Genomic DNA, 17,663 nt, shown 5'->3' with positions numbered 1-17,663 from the left:
TCACTCAAATTGAGTGACTTAAAGTTTATTTTGTCCAGTTGATTTTCGAATGTTTTACATCTTCAGAACTTGTTCCGATCATGATATCAAATTCTCCCGGTTCCCAGTCGTATTTCAGGTCTCCGTTGTAGAATTTCAGATTTTCCGGACTGATGTTAAAGGTAACCTTTTTAGATTCTCCTTTTTTAAGCATTACTTTCTGGAATCCTTTCAATTCTTTTACCGGTCTTGTAATACTTCCTACCATATCTCTGATGTAAAGCTGTACAACCTCTGCCCCATCAAAATTTCCGGAATTCGTAACTGTTACCGAGGCCTGAATGGTTTGATTTCCTTTTGGATTGGCGTTGGAAACCGTAACATCAGAATAGTTGAATTTTGTATAGCTCAACCCATATCCGAAAGGATATAGCGGTGTATTACACTCATCCATATAATTGGAACGGAATCTTTGGTATTCGCATTTGTCAACTAATTTCTGATCCAACGGTCTTCCCGTATTTTTTGCATTATAATAAATAGGCACCTGTCCTAAGCTTCTCGGGAAGGTCATCGGCAGTTTTCCTGAAGGATTTACTTTTCCGAAAAGAACGTCTGCAATGGCATTTCCTGCTTCAGAACCCGGGAACCATGCATTAAGAATAGCATCCGGAGCATCTTTAACATTCGTAAGAGCCAGCGGGCGGCCAGTGAAAAGAACCATTGCAATAGGCTTTCCTGTTTTTTTCAATTCGTTTAATAAATCTACCTGAGACTGCGGAATGGTGATTTCCGTTCTTGAAGAAGATTCCCCGCTCATTTCGGCAGATTCCCCGATAGCAAGAACGATTACATCTGCATTGTTGGCTACTTCAACAGCCTCTTTCAATAAAGCTTCTTTCGAACGATTGTCTCTGTCTGTCTTCTTACCGTGAGCCGCATAGATTTCTTCCAGCTTTGCATTGTCATCAATATTAGCTCCTTTTGCAGAAATGAATTTCACATTTTTACCGTAATTCGCCTGAAGTCCCTGTACCAGATTAACCGACTTGTCATGCTTTGCCGCAACACTCCATGTTCCGGTCATATTGATGGCATTATTTACCAGTGGTCCGATTACCGCCACTGTTCCGGTAGCTTTTAAAGGCAAGGTCTGGTTTTCATTTTTTAATAAAACCATAGACTGGGCAGCAGCATTTCTGGCAATATTCCTGTTTTCCTGGCTGAAAACTTCTTTAGCTGCTAATTTAGCATCTCCATGTTTGTAAGGATTATCGAACAGTCCAAGATCATATTTAGCTTCGAGAACTCTTCTGGCTGCCATATCGATTTCTGACTGGGTAACTTTTCCTTCAGACAGGGACTTTTTAAGTGTCGTTAAAAATCCTTCGCCTACCATATCCATATCCACACCCGCTTTCAGCGCCAGTGCAGAAACCTGCTGAAGATCTCCCATTCCGTGATCCACCATTTCGTTGATCCCGGTATAGTCGGTCACTACAAACCCTTTGAATTTCCACTGATTTCTCAATACTTCGGTCTGAAGCCATCTGTTTCCGGTAGCCGGAACACCATCCACTTCATTAAATGAAGCCATTACAGAAGCTACTCCTGCGTCTACAGCTGCTTTATAAGGAGGGAAATATTCATTGAACATTCTCACGTGACTCATATCAACCGTATTGTAATCTCTACCCGCTTCTCCGGCACCGTATAATGCGAAATGCTTTACACATGCTAAAATAGTATTTCCAGAAGAAAGGTCTTTGCCCTGATATCCGTACACCATATTTTTAGCAATCTCACTTCCTAAGTACGGATCTTCACCGGAGCCTTCGGATACCCTTCCCCATCTTGGTTCGCGGGAAATGTCCACCATTGGAGAAAATGTCCAGTTGATTCCGTCTGATGAAGCTTCTTTGGCAGCCACTCTTGCAGATTGCTGAACGAGGTTCATATCCCATGAAGAGGCAAGACCTAAAGGAATCGGGAAAGTGGTTTCATATCCGTGGATCACATCCATTCCGAAGATCAATGGAATTTTGAGGCGGCTGTTTTCAACGGCTACTTTCTGAACCGCTTTGATTTTGTCAGCTCCTTTTATATTGAATAGTCCTCCAACTAATCCCTGCTCGATTTTCTTACCAATATCAGAACTTTTTGCCAGACCTGTGGTAAAATCACCTGAACTCGGCAAATTCAGCTGTCCAATTTTTTCATCCAAAGTCATTTTTGACAAAAGATTATCTACAAAAGCTTTCTTTTTAGCCTGATACTGAGCCGTCTGATAAGACTGGACAGGCTGAGATACCATTTCCTGTGCAGAAAATACAGGAGCTAATGCCAACATGGCGATTACAATTAACTTTTTACTCATAACTTCTTCATTATTTTAAGGAATTCGTGAATCTTCGATTTCATAAATCTATCTTCTTTAATTATAGTTTCTTTTTATTTCGTTTATTTTAAACGCGAAGCCCGCAAAAATTTTTCTTTACAATGACCTGTATATTTTCGTTTGCAAAGGCATTTAACCCAGCAAAGATTTGCTTAAAATATTTCCAGATTATTTTTCTTTTCTTTTTGACAGCATCCATTCATACAATTTAGGATTTGAATAGGTTGAATCCCATGAATTATGGTTGTCATTCGGGAAGATCGTTAATTCTGCAGACGGATTTACCGGGTGGAGTTTTTGGTAAAAATTAAATGCATTTTCCGGTAATACGACATCGTCCATTCCGCCATGGAATATTTTCATATTTAAATTTTTGTACTGATCAATGTTGGCATACATCACTCTGTCCGTAGGCGCGCAAACAGAAACTACTGCTGCAAACATTTCGGGATGTTCCATTGCCAATTTCAGGGTTCCCCAACCTCCCATAGAAAGTCCCGTAAGATAAATTCTGGAAGCATCGATATTATATTTTGCCTGAATTTCTTTGATCAGAGCGTATACAGTAACCGTATCCCACCATGTATTTTCAGGACATTGAGGAGCCAAGATGGCTACAGGTTCCTTGATCAGGTTTTTGTAGGTGAAAGGACTGTGCGCTTTTACTTTTTCCAGATCATTGCCTCTTTCACCGGATCCATGTAGAAATACAATTAGCGGAACATTTCCTTTTGCATTCTGAGGATAATCGAGAATGTAGGAAATCTTTTCCTGTCTTTTAATTTCTTTATTTAATTCTGCTTTAATTTCCTGGGCATTTGCTTTTATGAAAAACAAAACAGGGAGTAATAAAGCGTATTTTAGTTTACATTTCATCTGAAATTTCTATTTTGGATTCCCAATTTAACTATTTCTTTTTAATTAGCCCCGATTGTAGCATTTGTCTGAGCTCATTTTTTGGGTTTCTGCATGGCGGCTTCGCCGCCTGCAGAAACCCAAAAAATAGCGAGTGCGGAAAGCGGGAAACAGCTTCTGAAAAATTATTTAATATTATATTTTTCTGATCTGAAGCTTAATTTCTTTAATCCCTGTTGAATTTCAGGAGCATTCATGAATAATTTCCATAAAAATCCGGTTCTGTAATTTTCAATCATGGGTGCAATGGTACCCTGATCTATTGCGAGATATCTTGGGGTAAACCAGTTGTCGTAATTGATTGAAGTTGCATCATAAGGTCCGGCAGAGCCAATAAATTCAGGTTTCTGCGTATAGATGAACCTTAAAAAATCCATGGATTCTTTCGGTGTGTACGGAAAACTGCTTAGTGCGGCGGTAGGCGTAATTACCCCTCTGTCATTTTTTGGAAAATGTGCGTCGTATCCCGCAGTTCCGTCGGCATTTCTGGAGTAACTTGCCGTAAGTCCCCAATAGTTTGGTCCGTATCCTTTCCATTTTTTAGGATTTTCAACACAGTAGTTATAATCGATCAGTACCTGGTTCTTATTAAGGTCAAAATAATTTTTGATTAATTTGTCTGAAAGGTTGCTGGGGTCCAGACCGATATAGGAGTAATGCGCCCAGAATAAGGGCCCTCCGTATTCTTCGGCGCCGTTATGCTTTACGTATAAAGGAAGTCCGTATTTTGTTTTGTCTGAAAGATAGGTTCCGTTTCTTGTCCAGCCTTTGTAATAGGTTTCCGCATCAATTGGATAAGTCGGTGAAGATGCCGCTAAAATATAGGTAATCAGGCATTCGTTGTAGCCTTCAAGTGGAAAATTCATTTCCCATCCATAATTGGGTGACCAATGCCAATATAATACTTTTTCCCCACCTTTGGTATACCAGTTCCACTGAATTCCTTTCCAGAGATCATCACATTTTTGGGCTAGTGCTTTTTCTTCGGCATTTCCGTTTTTGAAATACTCGCGCACCATTAAAATCCCCGATGTTAAAAATGCCGTTTCTACCAGGTCTCCGCCATTGTCTTTTTTGCCGAAAGGAACTGTTTTACCGGTTTCACCGTTGATCCAGTGTGACCAGGCTCCCTTGTGGCGATCTGCTTTTGCAAGAAAATCCATCATTACGGTTAATCTTTTCACCGCTTCTTTTCTTGGTACAAAACCTCTTTCAACTCCCACCAAAACGGTAGCCAGACCAAAGCCCGAACCACCGGTGGTAATGACATGTTTGTCGTTATCAGGGTAAATATTGTCTTCATGATAACGCTCGCGTCCAAGCTTAGAGTTGGGTTCTGCGTAATCCCAGAAATATTTTAATGCATCTTTCTGCACCCTGTCCATTAATTGTTCATCTGTGATATCATTCTTCACGATTTGAGGTTTCGGGGTCTGCTGTTGCGGAGCCTGCGAATTTTTGCATGAAACCGTGAATAAAGATATTAAAGCGATAGATGCTATTATCCTCTTCATAATTTAATTTTTATTTTTTAAAATCCATACTGTGTAGAGTGGAAGCCTAGCTTAATAAGCCCCTGTTTCACATCTGGAGCATTCATAAACAGCTGCCATAAAAACTGATTTTTATAGTTTTCTACCATTGGCGCGATTGTACCCTGGTCTATCGCCAGATATCTTGGCGTTACCCAATTGTAATGAACCGAGTATGCATCGTATGGTCCTGCAACACCAATATATTTGCTGTAATTTTCATTATATAAAGATCTAAGTACATTCATACTTTCAGTAGGTGTATAAGGCATATCTGATAGTGCTGCTGTAGGCGAAATAACACCTAAATCATTATTTGGCTGATGAGCAGCATACCCTGTAGATCCGTCCGTATTTCTTGAATAACTTGCGGTAAGTCCCCAGCTTTTTGAATTGTACCCCAGCCAACCTTTAGGGTTTGTTAAACAGTACTGATACATAATTCTGGCGTGGTTAGTAGTTGCTTCTCCATAATTTACATATTCGTCAGAAAGTCCCCTTGGGTCAAGGCCTAAAAAAGAATAATGTGACCAGAACATCGGCCCTACTGTTCCATTTGCTCCGTTATGGTTTACAATAACCGGGATTCCATATTGCGTGGCGGTACTTTTAATGTTTCCGTTTCTAGCCCAACCCTGTTGATAAACGGGCTTATCTATGGAATAATTTGGTGAAGCAGCAGCCAACACATAGGTAATCAATGTTTCATCAAAGCCCTTCAGCTGCATATTCATCTGAAAATTATAATTTGGCGACCAATGCCAATAGAGTACATTTTCTCCTTTTGTATACCAATTCCATTCAATTCCTTTCCATAGAGTGTCTGCTTTTTGAGATAGTGCTAATTCTGAGGTATCAGAAGAATTTTTAAAATATTCCCTTACACAGATTAGACCTTGTGCCAAAAATGCCGTTTCCACAAGATCTCCTCCATTATCCATTGTACTAAACGGAATAACCTGTCCGGATGTTCCGTTCATCCAATGGGGCCATGCTCCATGGAAGCGGTCGGCATTCTGTAGAAAGTTAAGTGAAGTTGTAAGTCTCGAAACAGCCTCTGCTCTTGAGATATAACCGTTTTTAATTCCTACCAGAATAGTCATCAATCCGAAACCTGATCCTCCTGTAGTTACCACATTTGCATCCTGAGATGTATTATCGGTATGGTATCTTTCTCTGGCCAGCTTTGAATTCGTTTCTGCATAATCCCAAAAATATTTTAAAACATCTTTCTGAACCATTTCGATAAGTTGTGGATCTGTATAATTGTTGGGTGTTTCGGTATTACCACCCCCGATTGGTGTTCCGGAACTTGCCGGTGTATCATCTGAAGAGCAAGAATTTAATAAAATTCCGATGAATACTATTGAAGCTATCATTTTTCTCATATTCAAATATATAAAAAAAGAGCCTAATTACAGGCTCTTCTAAGATTATCTTCCGTCTTTTTCAAGTTTATATAACGCGATTACATCAGAACTTTTCAAAGCCACATTATATATCCTGAATTCATCCAGCTGTCCAGCGTAACTTGTTGCCCAGTCCTGCTGTGATCCGTTATTTTGCGGTGGTACGGTTTCAAATTGGTGTGACCCAAAAACCACTTTTCCATTCGTTCCTCCCATTTGGAAGTTACCGTATCCGGGAGCATTGGCTGGATTGCTCGCACCGCCAGGATCTGAAGCAAACCATGTTGCAGCTCCACCAAGCTCTCCTCCAGCAGGAGAATAAGCAAATCCGTCAAGATTTTTGGCTGCTTCACCGTCTTGATATACATAACATTTGCTTGTGCTAGCATCATAAGCGAAAACTATATGAACCCATTTTCCTTTATATCCATCAAGGTTTGCTATAACACCCTGTCCTTTCCAAGAAACTCCTGTTCTGCTATTTTCAACACCCAATTTAAGTCTTATCCTGTTTGGTTTGGATGCATCCGGATTTTCTAAGAATAGATTAATACCTCCCCAGAATTCGGTTGGACGAACTATAGTAAAAATACCTTGTGCACCTTTACCTTGTCCCGGAGTTGCAGGATCTACCGTACCATCACTTTTCATCCAGAAAGCAATTGTAAAACTATTCAGACCTGTAATCGCAGTTGTAGCATTAGCAACAGAATACTTCATTTCTGAGGAAGAGCCATTATAAGCCATTCCTTTTACACCTGAGGTATACGCAACACCCTGTGGCATTTGCCCCGTAATATTATTTATTTTATCACTTAAGTTATTTTCGAAACTTAATTTTGCAACAAGATTACCGGATGCTACTTCGTCTGAATTTTGATATCCTCCGATAGAAGAATATGGTATTGGCGGATTGTCTTTGTCAATACTATCTTCACAGCTGATAGCAGTTATACTAAATAAAAATGCTGCTGCTATATATTTAATTAAATTTATATTTTTCATCTGTATACATTATTAATATTAATAACCTGGGTTTTGCTGAGACATTCCCTTTGATTCATCGATAAATGACTGTGGAATTGGAAATAATTCATGTCTACCAACAACAAATGTTTTACCATTTGCAGCCATAGCAGCTTGTGCTTGTCCAGTTCTTACAAGATCAAACCAACGATCATGCTCAAAAGCTAATTCTAATCTTCTTTCATTCCAAATAGCAGTTCTCATGGCAGCTTGGGTAGTAGCGGTAGTATTTGCAAGCCCTGCTCTTGATCTAACTTGATTTAAATATGTTGCAGCATTATTAGTCTGCCCTGTTTCATTTAGAGCTTCAGCCTTCATTAATAAAACTTCTGAGTATCGTAAATATCTAATATTTGCGTCGGAATCATCCGAACCAGTAAATGCAGATGAATAAGCTTTGTAATTATAATACGGGTTTTCCACAGTAGCTGGAACTACTCTACCATCGTATAAGGTTGAGTTTCTGAAAATAATTGTAGCATCTCTTCTTTCAGTATCTCCAGCAGCATTGAAAGCATCTACTAAGCTTTGAGATGGTGTATTAAAGCCCCAACCCCAGCCACCAGCTCCTCTAGCGCCCTGAACTTGTGAATATTGCTGAATACCAGGCATTGAAGCGCCACCAAAACCTTGAATCTCGAAAATAGATTCTGCATTATTTTCTCCAGATACCTTGTATATATCCTGAAAATTTGGAGTCAATGAATAACCTACTACCTGATCGCAATTTTCCGAAACTTTTTGCCAGTTTTTCTGATATAAATAAACTTTAGCTAACAAGGCATAAGCGGCTCCTTTACTAGCCCTGCCCACATCGGCCCCAGAATATGCACTCTTTGCAGGCAATGCGGCAATTGCATCTTCTAAATCTTTAACAATAAATGCATAAACCTCCTCTTTTGATTTTCTGGTTAATAACATCTTACGATCTTCCTCATTGTTTGAATCTGCAATTCTATCAACAATTGGAACTCCTCCCCAACCTTTAACAAGTGTAAAGTACATAAATGCTCTTATGAATTTTACTTCACCAATTAATCTGTTTCTTAACTGCGGATTTGCCTGATCAAGCATAGGAATAAACTTGAGAGCTTGATTCGCTCTATTTATACCTTTATAGTTAGCTCTCCAAACTTCGTTAAAAGATCCCGTAGTGGGTGTGATATTTAAAGCATCTATTAAATCTTTATCTGAACCTGAATCTCCAGGAGAAGAACCTTTATCTGCATCATCAGTAATTATACTTGTAATACCAATCCATGAGAAGGTACTCATATCCCAATCTAAAAACTTTGCGTATACAGCTGTTACAAAGCTTTTTGCTCCTTCATCATTATTATATAAAGATAAATCTTGAGTAGATACACTTGCCGTTGGTGTAACATCCAACTCATCATTACAGCTATTCAAAAATAATCCTGACAAAGCTATAACTGATAATATTATTATTTTTTTATTCATGACTTACAATTTAAAATTTTACATTAACCCCAAATACAAATGATCTCACAGTTGGATATGCATCTAATTCAATACCTGCACTTCCGTATGGATTATTATCTCCTGGTAATTCAGAAGTAAATCCTGAGAATTTTTGGCTTATAAAAGGATTAATTGCATTTACATATAAACGTATTGTTTTAATTGATTTTAATTTTGTATCAATATTATATCCTAAAGTGATATTATTTACTCTGAAAAAATCTCCAGACTCTAAATAATAATTAGATGCGATCGGAACTGAATTAAATGGAGCCGGGTTTTCAGCTGAAGTATTATTTGGAGTCCAAAAATCATTTGCAACATTGTACTCTATATTTTCTCCGGAAAACCTTTGTGCCTTTTTACCATTATAAACTTTAAAGCCAAATGCTCCATAACCATTTACTGATAAATCTACATTTTTATATTTTAGATTGATATTAATACCTAAAGTAGATTTAGGAATATAAGATCCGAAGAATTTTCTGTCATCTGCATCTGCCGCACCGCTTTTACCATCTCCATCAGTATCCACGTAAATAAAATTTCCATTAGCATCATATCCAGCTACTTCCCATAAATAAAAGCTTCCCAGAGACTGCCCTAGTGTTTTTTCTGATAAAAGTTTTGTCCACTGTCCATTTCCTAAGCTCCCACCATTGATGTCATTTACATTTTCATCACCAAGCTTATCTAAAGTATTTTTATTAAATGAATAATTTGCATTGATTGAGTAAGAAAAATCCTGACCAATTCTATCTCCCCAACCTAAAGATATCTCAATACCTTTATTTGTAACTTGACCTAAATGAGAATAACCTGCTTCTTCCAAACCTGTAGTACTAATAGGTGTAGCCTGGAGAATTAGATTATCAGTAACCTTTTTATATAAATCAATTGTCCCTGTTAATCTTCTATCCAACATCTCAAAATCTAGCCCAATATTGCTACCTTTAACTATTTCCCAAGATAAATTCGGATCAAAATATCTTACCAATGTTGTTCCTCCATTATTCGCAACTCCATTGAAGTAATAATTGTAATTTTGACCTGTTGCGAAAGGCAAGAAGTTAAGTGGTACATTTTGGTTTCCTAATTTACCCCAGCCACCTCTCAACTTTAATAGATTTAAGAAAGAAACATCTTTCAAGAAATCTTCTTCAGATACAACCCAACCAGCACCAAAAGAAGGGAATGTTCCCCATCTGTTATCTTTTGTAAATTGAGAAGAACCGTCTCTTCTTATAGTTGCTGTCAATAAATATTTATTCATTAACTTATATTGAGCTCTTCCGAAATAAGATAATGTTCTAGCATCATTTGCTTTTACTGAGTTTAATGTAGCCAAATTATTACCTGCATAATTAGTCCCGTCAAGATTCCAGTAATTACTGTTTTCTAAGACATTATTTCTTGTATAAGCTACAGATTCTGCTCCAGTAAAGACTGTAAGTTCAGTACCTACCGTAGCCTCAATATCATGAACTCCAAACTTTCTATTATATGTTAAATAGTTTGTGATTGCATAATTAAAATCATTTGATCTATTATTTGTTAAAGTATTGATTGGATCAGATGGATTATATTGGGCTAAAGTTCTTGTAGGGTCATTAGCTAGCCAAATCTGTCTGGTTGGAGTATAGTTATAGCTTTTTGCGTTATTATACTGTCCTGAAAACTGTCCTGTATACTTAAGTCCTTTAAATATATCTACATCTAATTTTGCACTCCCTTGTAACTGAAAATCATTATTTCTTTGATTATTGAAATTTAATTGTGCAACCGGATTACCAACATTATTAAATGAAGAACCTGTTGTTGAAGCAAAACCATCTGCTCCTACAAAAGAAACACCATACTGCCCCGTTCCAAAATAAACAGGAACTATAGGCGATTGCTTATAAGCAGCAGTAAAAGCACTTAATGGTTTTGGAGTGACATTAAAAAAAGCAACACTTAACGTCTGAGTAAGCGTTACACCTTTGGCTATTTTAAACTCATTGTTGGTTCTTACTGTAGTTCTGTTATAATCTGTACCTTTAAGAATTGATTTTTCATCATAATTACTTGCACTGAAGAAATACTTTGCATTTTCTGAAGAACCTGAAACTGAAACATTATGTTGATTGTATATACCTACTCTTGTTATTTCATCAAACCAATCTGTATTTACAGGTTGATCCTGAGAAAATTTCGTAGTTCCTAACGCTGTATTAGTATAGTAAGAAAACAGATTACTACCAGCCATTTTCACCTTTTTAAGAGGTGTTCTTACTCCTATAAATCCATCATATTCTACAGAAATACCTTTACCTCTACCACTCTTTGTAGTAATGATTACAACTCCATTTGCTCCTCTATTACCGTAAATTGCTAAAGCTGATGCATCTTTTAGAACGTCGTAAGTAAGAATATCATTAGTATTGATATTAGAAATACCACCAACCATCATTCCATCTACCACATAAAGTGGTTCTCTTCCACCAAGTGCTGTTCCTAAACCCCTAATAACAATTGAAGGTGTTGAACCGGGCAAATCCGATGCAGAAACCTGAACACCAGCAGCTTTACCTTGAATAGCCTGAGTTGGATTTAACACTTTTGTTTTGCTGACTTCTTCCGCGCTAATAGAGCTAATTGCTGCAGTATTGTCAACTTTCTTTCTACTACCATATCCAATCATCACCACTTCCTCAATCTTCTGTTCTTTCGCAACAGTATCATTTGGTGTGGTTTGTGCATTGACATTCATACCGAAGTATAAAACAGCAATGAGACATGAATACTTTAAATCACGTTGTTTCATATAGTTATTTTTTATTCGTACAATCATAGTGATGGAAAAAATGCCTGATTTTTTCCTGCTTATCATGAAAATATCGCATATTCTCACAAAAAGACATTAGTCAAAATTATAAAAATATCTTGAACAATGTTAATTTTACTTAATGTTTTTATACTTTAGTTAAATCATCAATTTGTATAAAATAGAGATAATATTTCCATTTTAAAAAAGATATTCAAATTTTAGTTTAAAATAGCTATTATACTTAATCACAAGATCTGTTTTTAACAAAAAATATTTATTTTTAATATTTAGTTCAAATCAAAAATATTTTATCCTCATACTAATTTTTTAACATTCTCAATATTCACTATTATAAAATTTGTTAAAACAATATTTGTAATTAAATTTGGTTTATTATTTGAGAATATATTTATTTTTAATCATTACAATGAAAAAATACATCATCGCTGCTGCCTTTATTATAGGTACTGGAGCTGTCATCAATACATCAGTGCAGTCTTGCACTACATTGGCAACGTCAGATCTCGGTTTGTCGGTTATTAAAAGATTACTTCTGAACGGAATAGATAAAGGAGTCAACATCTACAGCAACAGAGACGCTTTTCTGCAAAATAACATGGTAGACAAGGCTCTTCCTAAACAGCTGCGGGAAATCAATTCTATGCTTGAAAAAGTAGCACCTTCACTGGTAGCTAAAGAGAGAGAATATATTGCAGACGCAGCCGTCTATACCGTAAATATTTCAAAACCTATTCTTGTAAATGCCGTAAACAGTCTTAATGCTCAGGATGTTACAAGAATCATCCAGGGAGAAAAAGGGACAGCCACACTTATCCTGAAGGAAAAGACATCACAACAGCTTATCGCCGCAATTACGCCGAAAGTTGAAGAGCAGCTGAACCAATATGGCATTACAAGAAGCATCAATACAGCTTTATCAGGAAGTAATCTTCTGAATGGCCTGCTTGGAGGAAGTAAAACTACGGTAAATTCCGGCGGACTGAGTCAGATGGCTTCTGAGCAACTGGTGAACGGTCTGTTTAACATTATTGAAGATTACGAGATTCAGAATTCCAGATCGCTTTTAGGCCCACTTGGAAAGTAGAAAAATTTTCGTTATATTTATATATTATTTACAACTGGAGATGGATATTTTACAAGGAAATCAACATGCAAGTCCGGATGATTTTTACAATTCATTAAGGACAAAACTGGAAGATCATCATGATTTTCCGGAAGATTATTTATTCAAATTTATTATTCCGACCGATCAGGCAAAACTTACCGAAATTTACCGGGTTTTTGACGGGATTAAATTTACTTTGGGAAACAGGGAAAGTAAAAACGGAAAATATACAGCCTGCAACATCAATGCATTTGTATTGGATGCCAATCAGGTAGTCACTATTTATAAGGAAGTAGCCAAGATAAAAGGCGTTATTCTACTATAAAATTAAAGTCAGCTCAAAAAGCTGACTTTTTAGTTATTTGTCTATAAAGTATTTTACATTTTCAACAGGCCTACCCAGCATAGCTACAGAACCTTTAATCAGAATAGGTCTCTGAATGAGAGAAGGGTTTTCGGATAAAACCTTTATCCATTCTTCTTCTGAAAGGTCTTTCCCGGCATATTTTTCAAGATACAGCTTTTCATTTTTTCTGATGATATGAAAAACATTTTGATTGAGCTTTTTAAGAACGGTTTTAATTTCCTGCACGGTCAACGGTTCCTCAACAATATTAATGATTTCAAACGGAACCCCATTTTCATCAAGATACTCCAAAACCGCATTGGATTTTGAACAATTTCCGTTGTGTAAGACTTTCACTAACATTTTTAATGATTTTAAATATATTCTGATTACAATAAATGTAGCAAGAATACTACCAGAACTATCTTAATTTAATAAATCTTTCTAAAACAAGCCATAAAGCTCCGCCTCAATTTTTTCAAGGATAAAACCAAAATCTTCCGGCTTTTCTACGAAATCAAGATCATCTACTTCAATGACAAGCAGTTTTCCTTCCGTATAATTTGAGATCCACTTTTCGTATTTCTGGTTGAGCTTGGAAAGATATTCTATGCTGATTGATGCTTCGTACTCTCTTCCTCTTTTATAAATCTTTTTTACCAGATTAGGCACATCAGACTTTAGGTAAATTAAAAGATCGGGCGCAGAAACAAATGATTTCATCAGATTAAATAAAGATGAATAATTATTAAAATCCCTGTCTGAAAGCAAATTCATATCATTCAGGTTTTCTGCAAAAATATGGGCATCTTCATAAATCGTTCGATCCTGAATGATATTTTTCCCGCTTTCCCTTATTTCTTTCACCTGCTGAAAACGGCTACCTAAAAAATAGATCTGCAGCGCAAAACTCCACTTGCTCATGTCTGCATAGAAATCTTCAAGGTATGGATTGTGATCTACATCTTCAAATTGGGCATCCCATCCGTAATGTTTAGAAAGCATGGTGGTTAAAGTAGTTTTGCCTGCTCCGATATTTCCTGTAACTGCAATATGCATATTTTCTCCTTAATATTTTTGATTTTTTACCGACTAATTGCCGCCTGATTCCAGCGTTGAGATATCCTCTATCAACTTTTGCAAAGAGCTTTCGGAAGGATTTTTATCTTCAATTTCCTGAGTTTTTTTCTCCAGCTTTTCTTCCGGGCTTCCGGATTCTGCCGGCTTCTCTTCAGGCTGCTTTACCTCCTGCTCCGGTTCTCTCTGCTTCTCTTCCGGTTCCTGCTGCGGCTGAACCTCTTTTTCGAGGCTGTAAAGATAAAGTTTGTTGGTCTTGATTTCAAAATAAGAAAGGGTATTTTTATCCACAATCCGCGCTTCGGGATCCTGAAAAATTTTAACAATTTCTTTTTCCTGAATGTATTTTAAAATAGCATTATTGGTAATCACTAAAATATTTTCATTTTCCCTTCTGAAACGTTTCCCATTTTCTACCGGTGCTTCAAAGATTTTTTCAAACTTAAAAGTATATACCCGAAAAGCCTGTTTTGTTAATATGTAAATCTTATTCTCATACACCAGAAGATCCATAAGATCATCGAAACTCGCATCAAAAGGATAAGAATTAATAATGGTTTCGTTTCTGAAATTGTACTGGATGAGCCTTTTGGTACTTTCATCCAACAGCCAGAGCTGCTGAAGGTCTTCCGCATAGGCCATTTTTATAAACCCGAATTTTTGTTTAAAATCCACGCGCTGGATCTCATTCATATTCTGGTCAACAAATTTAAGTTCCTGCGCATTTTCCGAGAAAAGTGGCACACTCAGCGGATTCTGTACGCTCTGAACTTTGAAGGGCACCGTAAGCATCATCTGCCCTATCTGTTTTCCCAGCGAATCATATTTGGTGAGACTGAAATCTTTGTTTTTGTAGACATAGAGGTTTCCGTAATCATCAGCAAGCATATCTTTAGCTTCCTTCAGTTTCAGCGTATCCAAAGGCAAGGATTTCTGCGCTGAAAAAGAGCAGAAGACGAACACCAATATCAAATATAATATTCTCAAATTATTTTACTGAAGTAGCGCTCCAAAGGAACACTACCAATTTACTATTTATTTTATTTAAAATTTAAAGCTTATCAGAATTTTAAATATAATCATTACCTATTTAACAGCAACTTCATAAATTTTCGGCCAGTTTTTCCCTGTTACGAGCATATTTTCTCCTTTAAAAGCGATACCATTGAGTACATCATCACTTCCTTTGGTATTTTGTTTTGCAATATCCGTAAAATCAAATGTTCCTACAACTTCTCCATTCTGAGGATTAATTTTTAAAACAATAGGTTTCTGCCAGACATTAGCGTAAATAAATCCGTTGTGAAATTCCAGTTCGTTCAGCTGATCGTATGCTTGTGCGCTTCCTGCTACTGCGATATACTTTACCAGTTTTGAAGGATTGGCAGGATCAAGAAAGTAAAGAAGTTTGCTTCCGTCTGATGCAATAAGATTTTTCCCATCGTAAGTAAGTCCCCAACCTTCACCCAGCACATTAGGATAGGCGAATTCTGATAATAACTTCAGGGAGCTTTTATCGTAAATATATCCTTTCTTACTCTGCCATGTAAGCTGATAGACCTTATCTCCTACAATAGTACTTCCTTCAGAAAAATCTTCCTGCGGCTGTTTTGTTGAAGCAAGTGGTGTTGTGGTTCCCAATGTGTATTTTAATATCTGGGAAGAGCCGTTTTGTCCGTCACTTTCATAGACAGTGTTTCCCTCAACCTGGAAGCCCTGAACAAAATTCTTTGGATCATGAGGATATTCTGCCACGATTTCATAAGACATTTTTTCCTCCGGATTTTTAGCAAAAACATTTATGGTTGCATCCTGGGTAAGCGTTTCACCGCTTTTGGTTTTGATATTAAAGGTAACCGGATTATCGCCCAGTGTAAAAAATTTCGGATCAATTGTCAAACTGGAGGTTTCTTTATCCCCAAAACTGATGGATATACTTTCCGCTTCATCGGTAACTTCATTCGGCAGGATAAGTTTTTCCCCGAAGTGGTATCCTTTCTGCTCCATAGAGTTGTTATAATCTGCCAATGCATCCAGAACTTTTCGATCATCTTTGCAGGCTGACAACAATAAGATTGCCGCAAGACCGGCTATAATATTTTTCTTCATTGATTTCTAAAAATTTTTTCAAAATTAGCAAAATTTATGGCACCCTGCTAATTTACTTATCAGGTTCACCAAATTGTAATATATTAAGCATGAAGATTAACTTTCAAGATACCGTTTCAGGCTTTCTTCTGTGATTTGTGTCCAGCCTTCCGTGAAAGCTTTTTCGGAAAAATTTTCGCCGAGATTATGAAAAGCATTAATATTTTCATGAATCAGTCTGATGACAGTCTGCAGCCCCTCTGGATAAAGCTCCCAGGTTACCGTGGTTTTCTGGTCTGAAAATTCGGGATAAAACCAGGTGTGTTTCAGTTTTTTTTCCGGGATAACTTCCAGAATTTCTGCCTGATGATGATATTTTCTTTCGTCTCCCGGTTCATAAAAATTAAAAACGGTTCCTGTTTCAGGGATAAAATCAGGGATATCAAAATACCATATTTTCATTTCATCTATGTCCGTTAATGCTTTCCAAACCTTTTCTGCAGGCGCATTCACTTTCTGTTCTACAATGATCGGATGGCTCATATATTTGTTTATTGATTTTTAATGCAACTTTTCTGACATTGTCATCTTTTCTTCATTCTATTCATTATTAAATGTAATGTTTTTTTCAAAAAGAATGCTAAAAGAATTTCATTAGCCGTAAACAGACAGATGAAGGTTGGTAAAAATTAATTATAAAAACTCCCTGTTAATTCTTTGTGAAAGGAATATTGTTATAAAACCCGATCTGAATTTGCCCGCGATTCCTGTTCTCCTGAATCTGATTCATATATCCCGCTTCAATTCTCATATTTTTATTAATAACATATCCTAATGCTCCGTAAACCCTGTTCCTGTCGAAAACCGGACTGTTGAAATGCAGAAATATTTCGTTGTATGCAGATGCATAAAAAGTTTTCGGGACAAGCTCTTTGTTGTTGATGGGAATATTAAATCCTAAAAAATACCGGAACCTCATCCTGAAATCATCTTCAAGAAACCGTTCTTCCAGACGATAACGGTGCTGAAGGTAAAATCTTCCGAATTTTTGCTTCGTGATATACTGCTGGAAGATGCGGTGCTCAATATTTTCAGTTTTTTCACCGTTCGTATAAGGCTGACTTAGAATAAATCCGTACCCTAATAAAATATTGTTGTTGTTTTCAGTAAGGTCATATCCGATTCCCGTACGGATCAGAAGCTGCTCGAGATCTTCGCCTGCATCGAAATTCCTGTACTGAATTTCATTATGCCAGTTTAATTTTTTGCTGATTTTATTATTTCCAAAATACATATACCATGCGCCGAGATCGCTTTTTTGTGCATGAATTGAAGAAATACCAAACATAAGGAGTCCTGCCGCAAATAATCTTAAAATTTTCATTCTTTATTGTTTATTACTAAAATCTATTAAAATTTGAAGTTTAATATCATTTATCAATAATAAGCAAAATAATCAGTTTATAAAAATGATTT

Annotated in this window: 15 protein-coding genes; 2 read left to right on the top strand and 13 right to left on the bottom strand. The window is 36.7% G+C overall.

What is annotated here, in order from left to right; genetic code table 11:
* Positions 1-25: 25 nt before the first annotated feature.
* The 7 genes from bglX to ODE14_RS01970 all read right to left on the bottom strand — a co-directional run bounded on the left by bglX (position 26) and on the right by ODE14_RS01970 (position 11,547).
* Positions 26-2,356 (bottom strand): beta-glucosidase BglX, encoded by a 2,331-nt coding sequence (gene bglX / locus ODE14_RS02000; protein WP_263602766.1) that lies wholly within the window; start codon positions 2,354-2,356, stop codon positions 26-28.
* 189 nt (positions 2,357-2,545) lie between these two features.
* Positions 2,546-3,253, bottom strand: a complete 708-nt coding sequence (locus ODE14_RS01995; protein ID WP_248393926.1) for a prolyl oligopeptidase family serine peptidase — start codon at positions 3,251-3,253, stop codon at positions 2,546-2,548.
* Positions 3,254-3,417: 164 nt separating this feature from the next.
* Complete coding sequence (locus ODE14_RS01990) at positions 3,418-4,806, bottom strand: glucoamylase family protein (protein WP_248393928.1); 1,389 nt, start codon at positions 4,804-4,806, stop codon at positions 3,418-3,420.
* A gap of 17 nt (positions 4,807-4,823) precedes the next feature.
* Positions 4,824-6,212, bottom strand: coding sequence for a glucoamylase family protein (locus ODE14_RS01985; RefSeq protein WP_263602765.1), 1,389 nt, complete (start codon positions 6,210-6,212; stop codon positions 4,824-4,826).
* 45 nt (positions 6,213-6,257) lie between these two features.
* On the bottom strand, positions 6,258-7,238 hold the full coding sequence (locus tag ODE14_RS01980) for a LamG domain-containing protein (protein ID WP_263602764.1): 981 nt from the start codon (positions 7,236-7,238) through the stop codon (positions 6,258-6,260).
* An 18-nt stretch (positions 7,239-7,256) separates the two neighbouring features.
* Positions 7,257-8,720 (bottom strand): RagB/SusD family nutrient uptake outer membrane protein, encoded by a 1,464-nt coding sequence (locus tag ODE14_RS01975; RefSeq protein WP_263602763.1) that lies wholly within the window; start codon positions 8,718-8,720, stop codon positions 7,257-7,259.
* A 10-nt stretch (positions 8,721-8,730) separates the two neighbouring features.
* Positions 8,731-11,547 carry a SusC/RagA family TonB-linked outer membrane protein gene (locus ODE14_RS01970; RefSeq protein ID WP_263602762.1) on the bottom strand — a complete coding sequence of 939 codons (2,817 nt, stop codon included), beginning with the start codon at positions 11,545-11,547 and terminating at the stop codon, positions 8,731-8,733.
* Between the two features lie 430 nt (positions 11,548-11,977).
* On the opposite strand from ODE14_RS01970, the gene ODE14_RS01965 reads away from it, so the two are divergent.
* Both ODE14_RS01965 and ODE14_RS01960 read left to right on the top strand, forming a co-directional pair.
* The gene (locus ODE14_RS01965) at positions 11,978-12,655 is read left to right on the top strand and encodes a DUF4197 domain-containing protein (RefSeq protein ID WP_263602761.1); all 678 of its coding nucleotides are present in this window, start codon (positions 11,978-11,980) and stop codon (positions 12,653-12,655) included.
* Positions 12,656-12,695: 40 nt separating this feature from the next.
* Positions 12,696-13,001: a DUF493 domain-containing protein gene (locus ODE14_RS01960; RefSeq protein WP_263602760.1), complete on the top strand. Its 306-nt coding sequence runs from the start codon at positions 12,696-12,698 to the stop codon at positions 12,999-13,001.
* Between the two features lie 33 nt (positions 13,002-13,034).
* Here the strand turns inward: ODE14_RS01960 and ODE14_RS01955 are convergent, their stop codons facing one another.
* From ODE14_RS01955 to ODE14_RS01930, 6 genes are all read right to left on the bottom strand, one after another.
* On the bottom strand, positions 13,035-13,385 hold the full coding sequence (locus ODE14_RS01955; RefSeq protein ID WP_263602759.1) for an ArsC/Spx/MgsR family protein: 351 nt from the start codon (positions 13,383-13,385) through the stop codon (positions 13,035-13,037).
* An 81-nt stretch (positions 13,386-13,466) separates the two neighbouring features.
* Entirely contained in the window at positions 13,467-14,081 is a 615-nt protein-coding gene (locus tag ODE14_RS01950) for a deoxynucleoside kinase (protein WP_248393939.1), read from the bottom strand.
* 33 nt (positions 14,082-14,114) lie between these two features.
* Positions 14,115-15,020 carry a hypothetical protein gene (locus ODE14_RS01945; RefSeq protein ID WP_263602758.1) on the bottom strand — a complete coding sequence of 302 codons (906 nt, stop codon included), beginning with the start codon at positions 15,018-15,020 and terminating at the stop codon, positions 14,115-14,117.
* Between the two features lie 165 nt (positions 15,021-15,185).
* Positions 15,186-16,208 carry a glutaminyl-peptide cyclotransferase gene (locus tag ODE14_RS01940; RefSeq protein ID WP_248393941.1) on the bottom strand — a complete coding sequence of 341 codons (1,023 nt, stop codon included), beginning with the start codon at positions 16,206-16,208 and terminating at the stop codon, positions 15,186-15,188.
* 96 nt (positions 16,209-16,304) lie between these two features.
* Positions 16,305-16,730 carry an SRPBCC family protein gene (locus ODE14_RS01935; RefSeq protein ID WP_263602757.1) on the bottom strand — a complete coding sequence of 142 codons (426 nt, stop codon included), beginning with the start codon at positions 16,728-16,730 and terminating at the stop codon, positions 16,305-16,307.
* Positions 16,731-16,896: 166 nt separating this feature from the next.
* Positions 16,897-17,571, bottom strand: coding sequence for a DUF2490 domain-containing protein (locus ODE14_RS01930; RefSeq protein ID WP_263602756.1), 675 nt, complete (start codon positions 17,569-17,571; stop codon positions 16,897-16,899).
* Between the last annotated feature and the right edge of the window lie 92 nt (positions 17,572-17,663).

It is taken from the genome of Chryseobacterium sp. PET-29 (assembly GCF_025736815.1).
Lineage (GTDB): Bacteria > Bacteroidota > Bacteroidia > Flavobacteriales > Weeksellaceae > Chryseobacterium > Chryseobacterium nepalense.
Note: the sequence above shows the minus strand (reverse complement) of the source record. Positions and strands in the feature narration are given on the sequence as shown.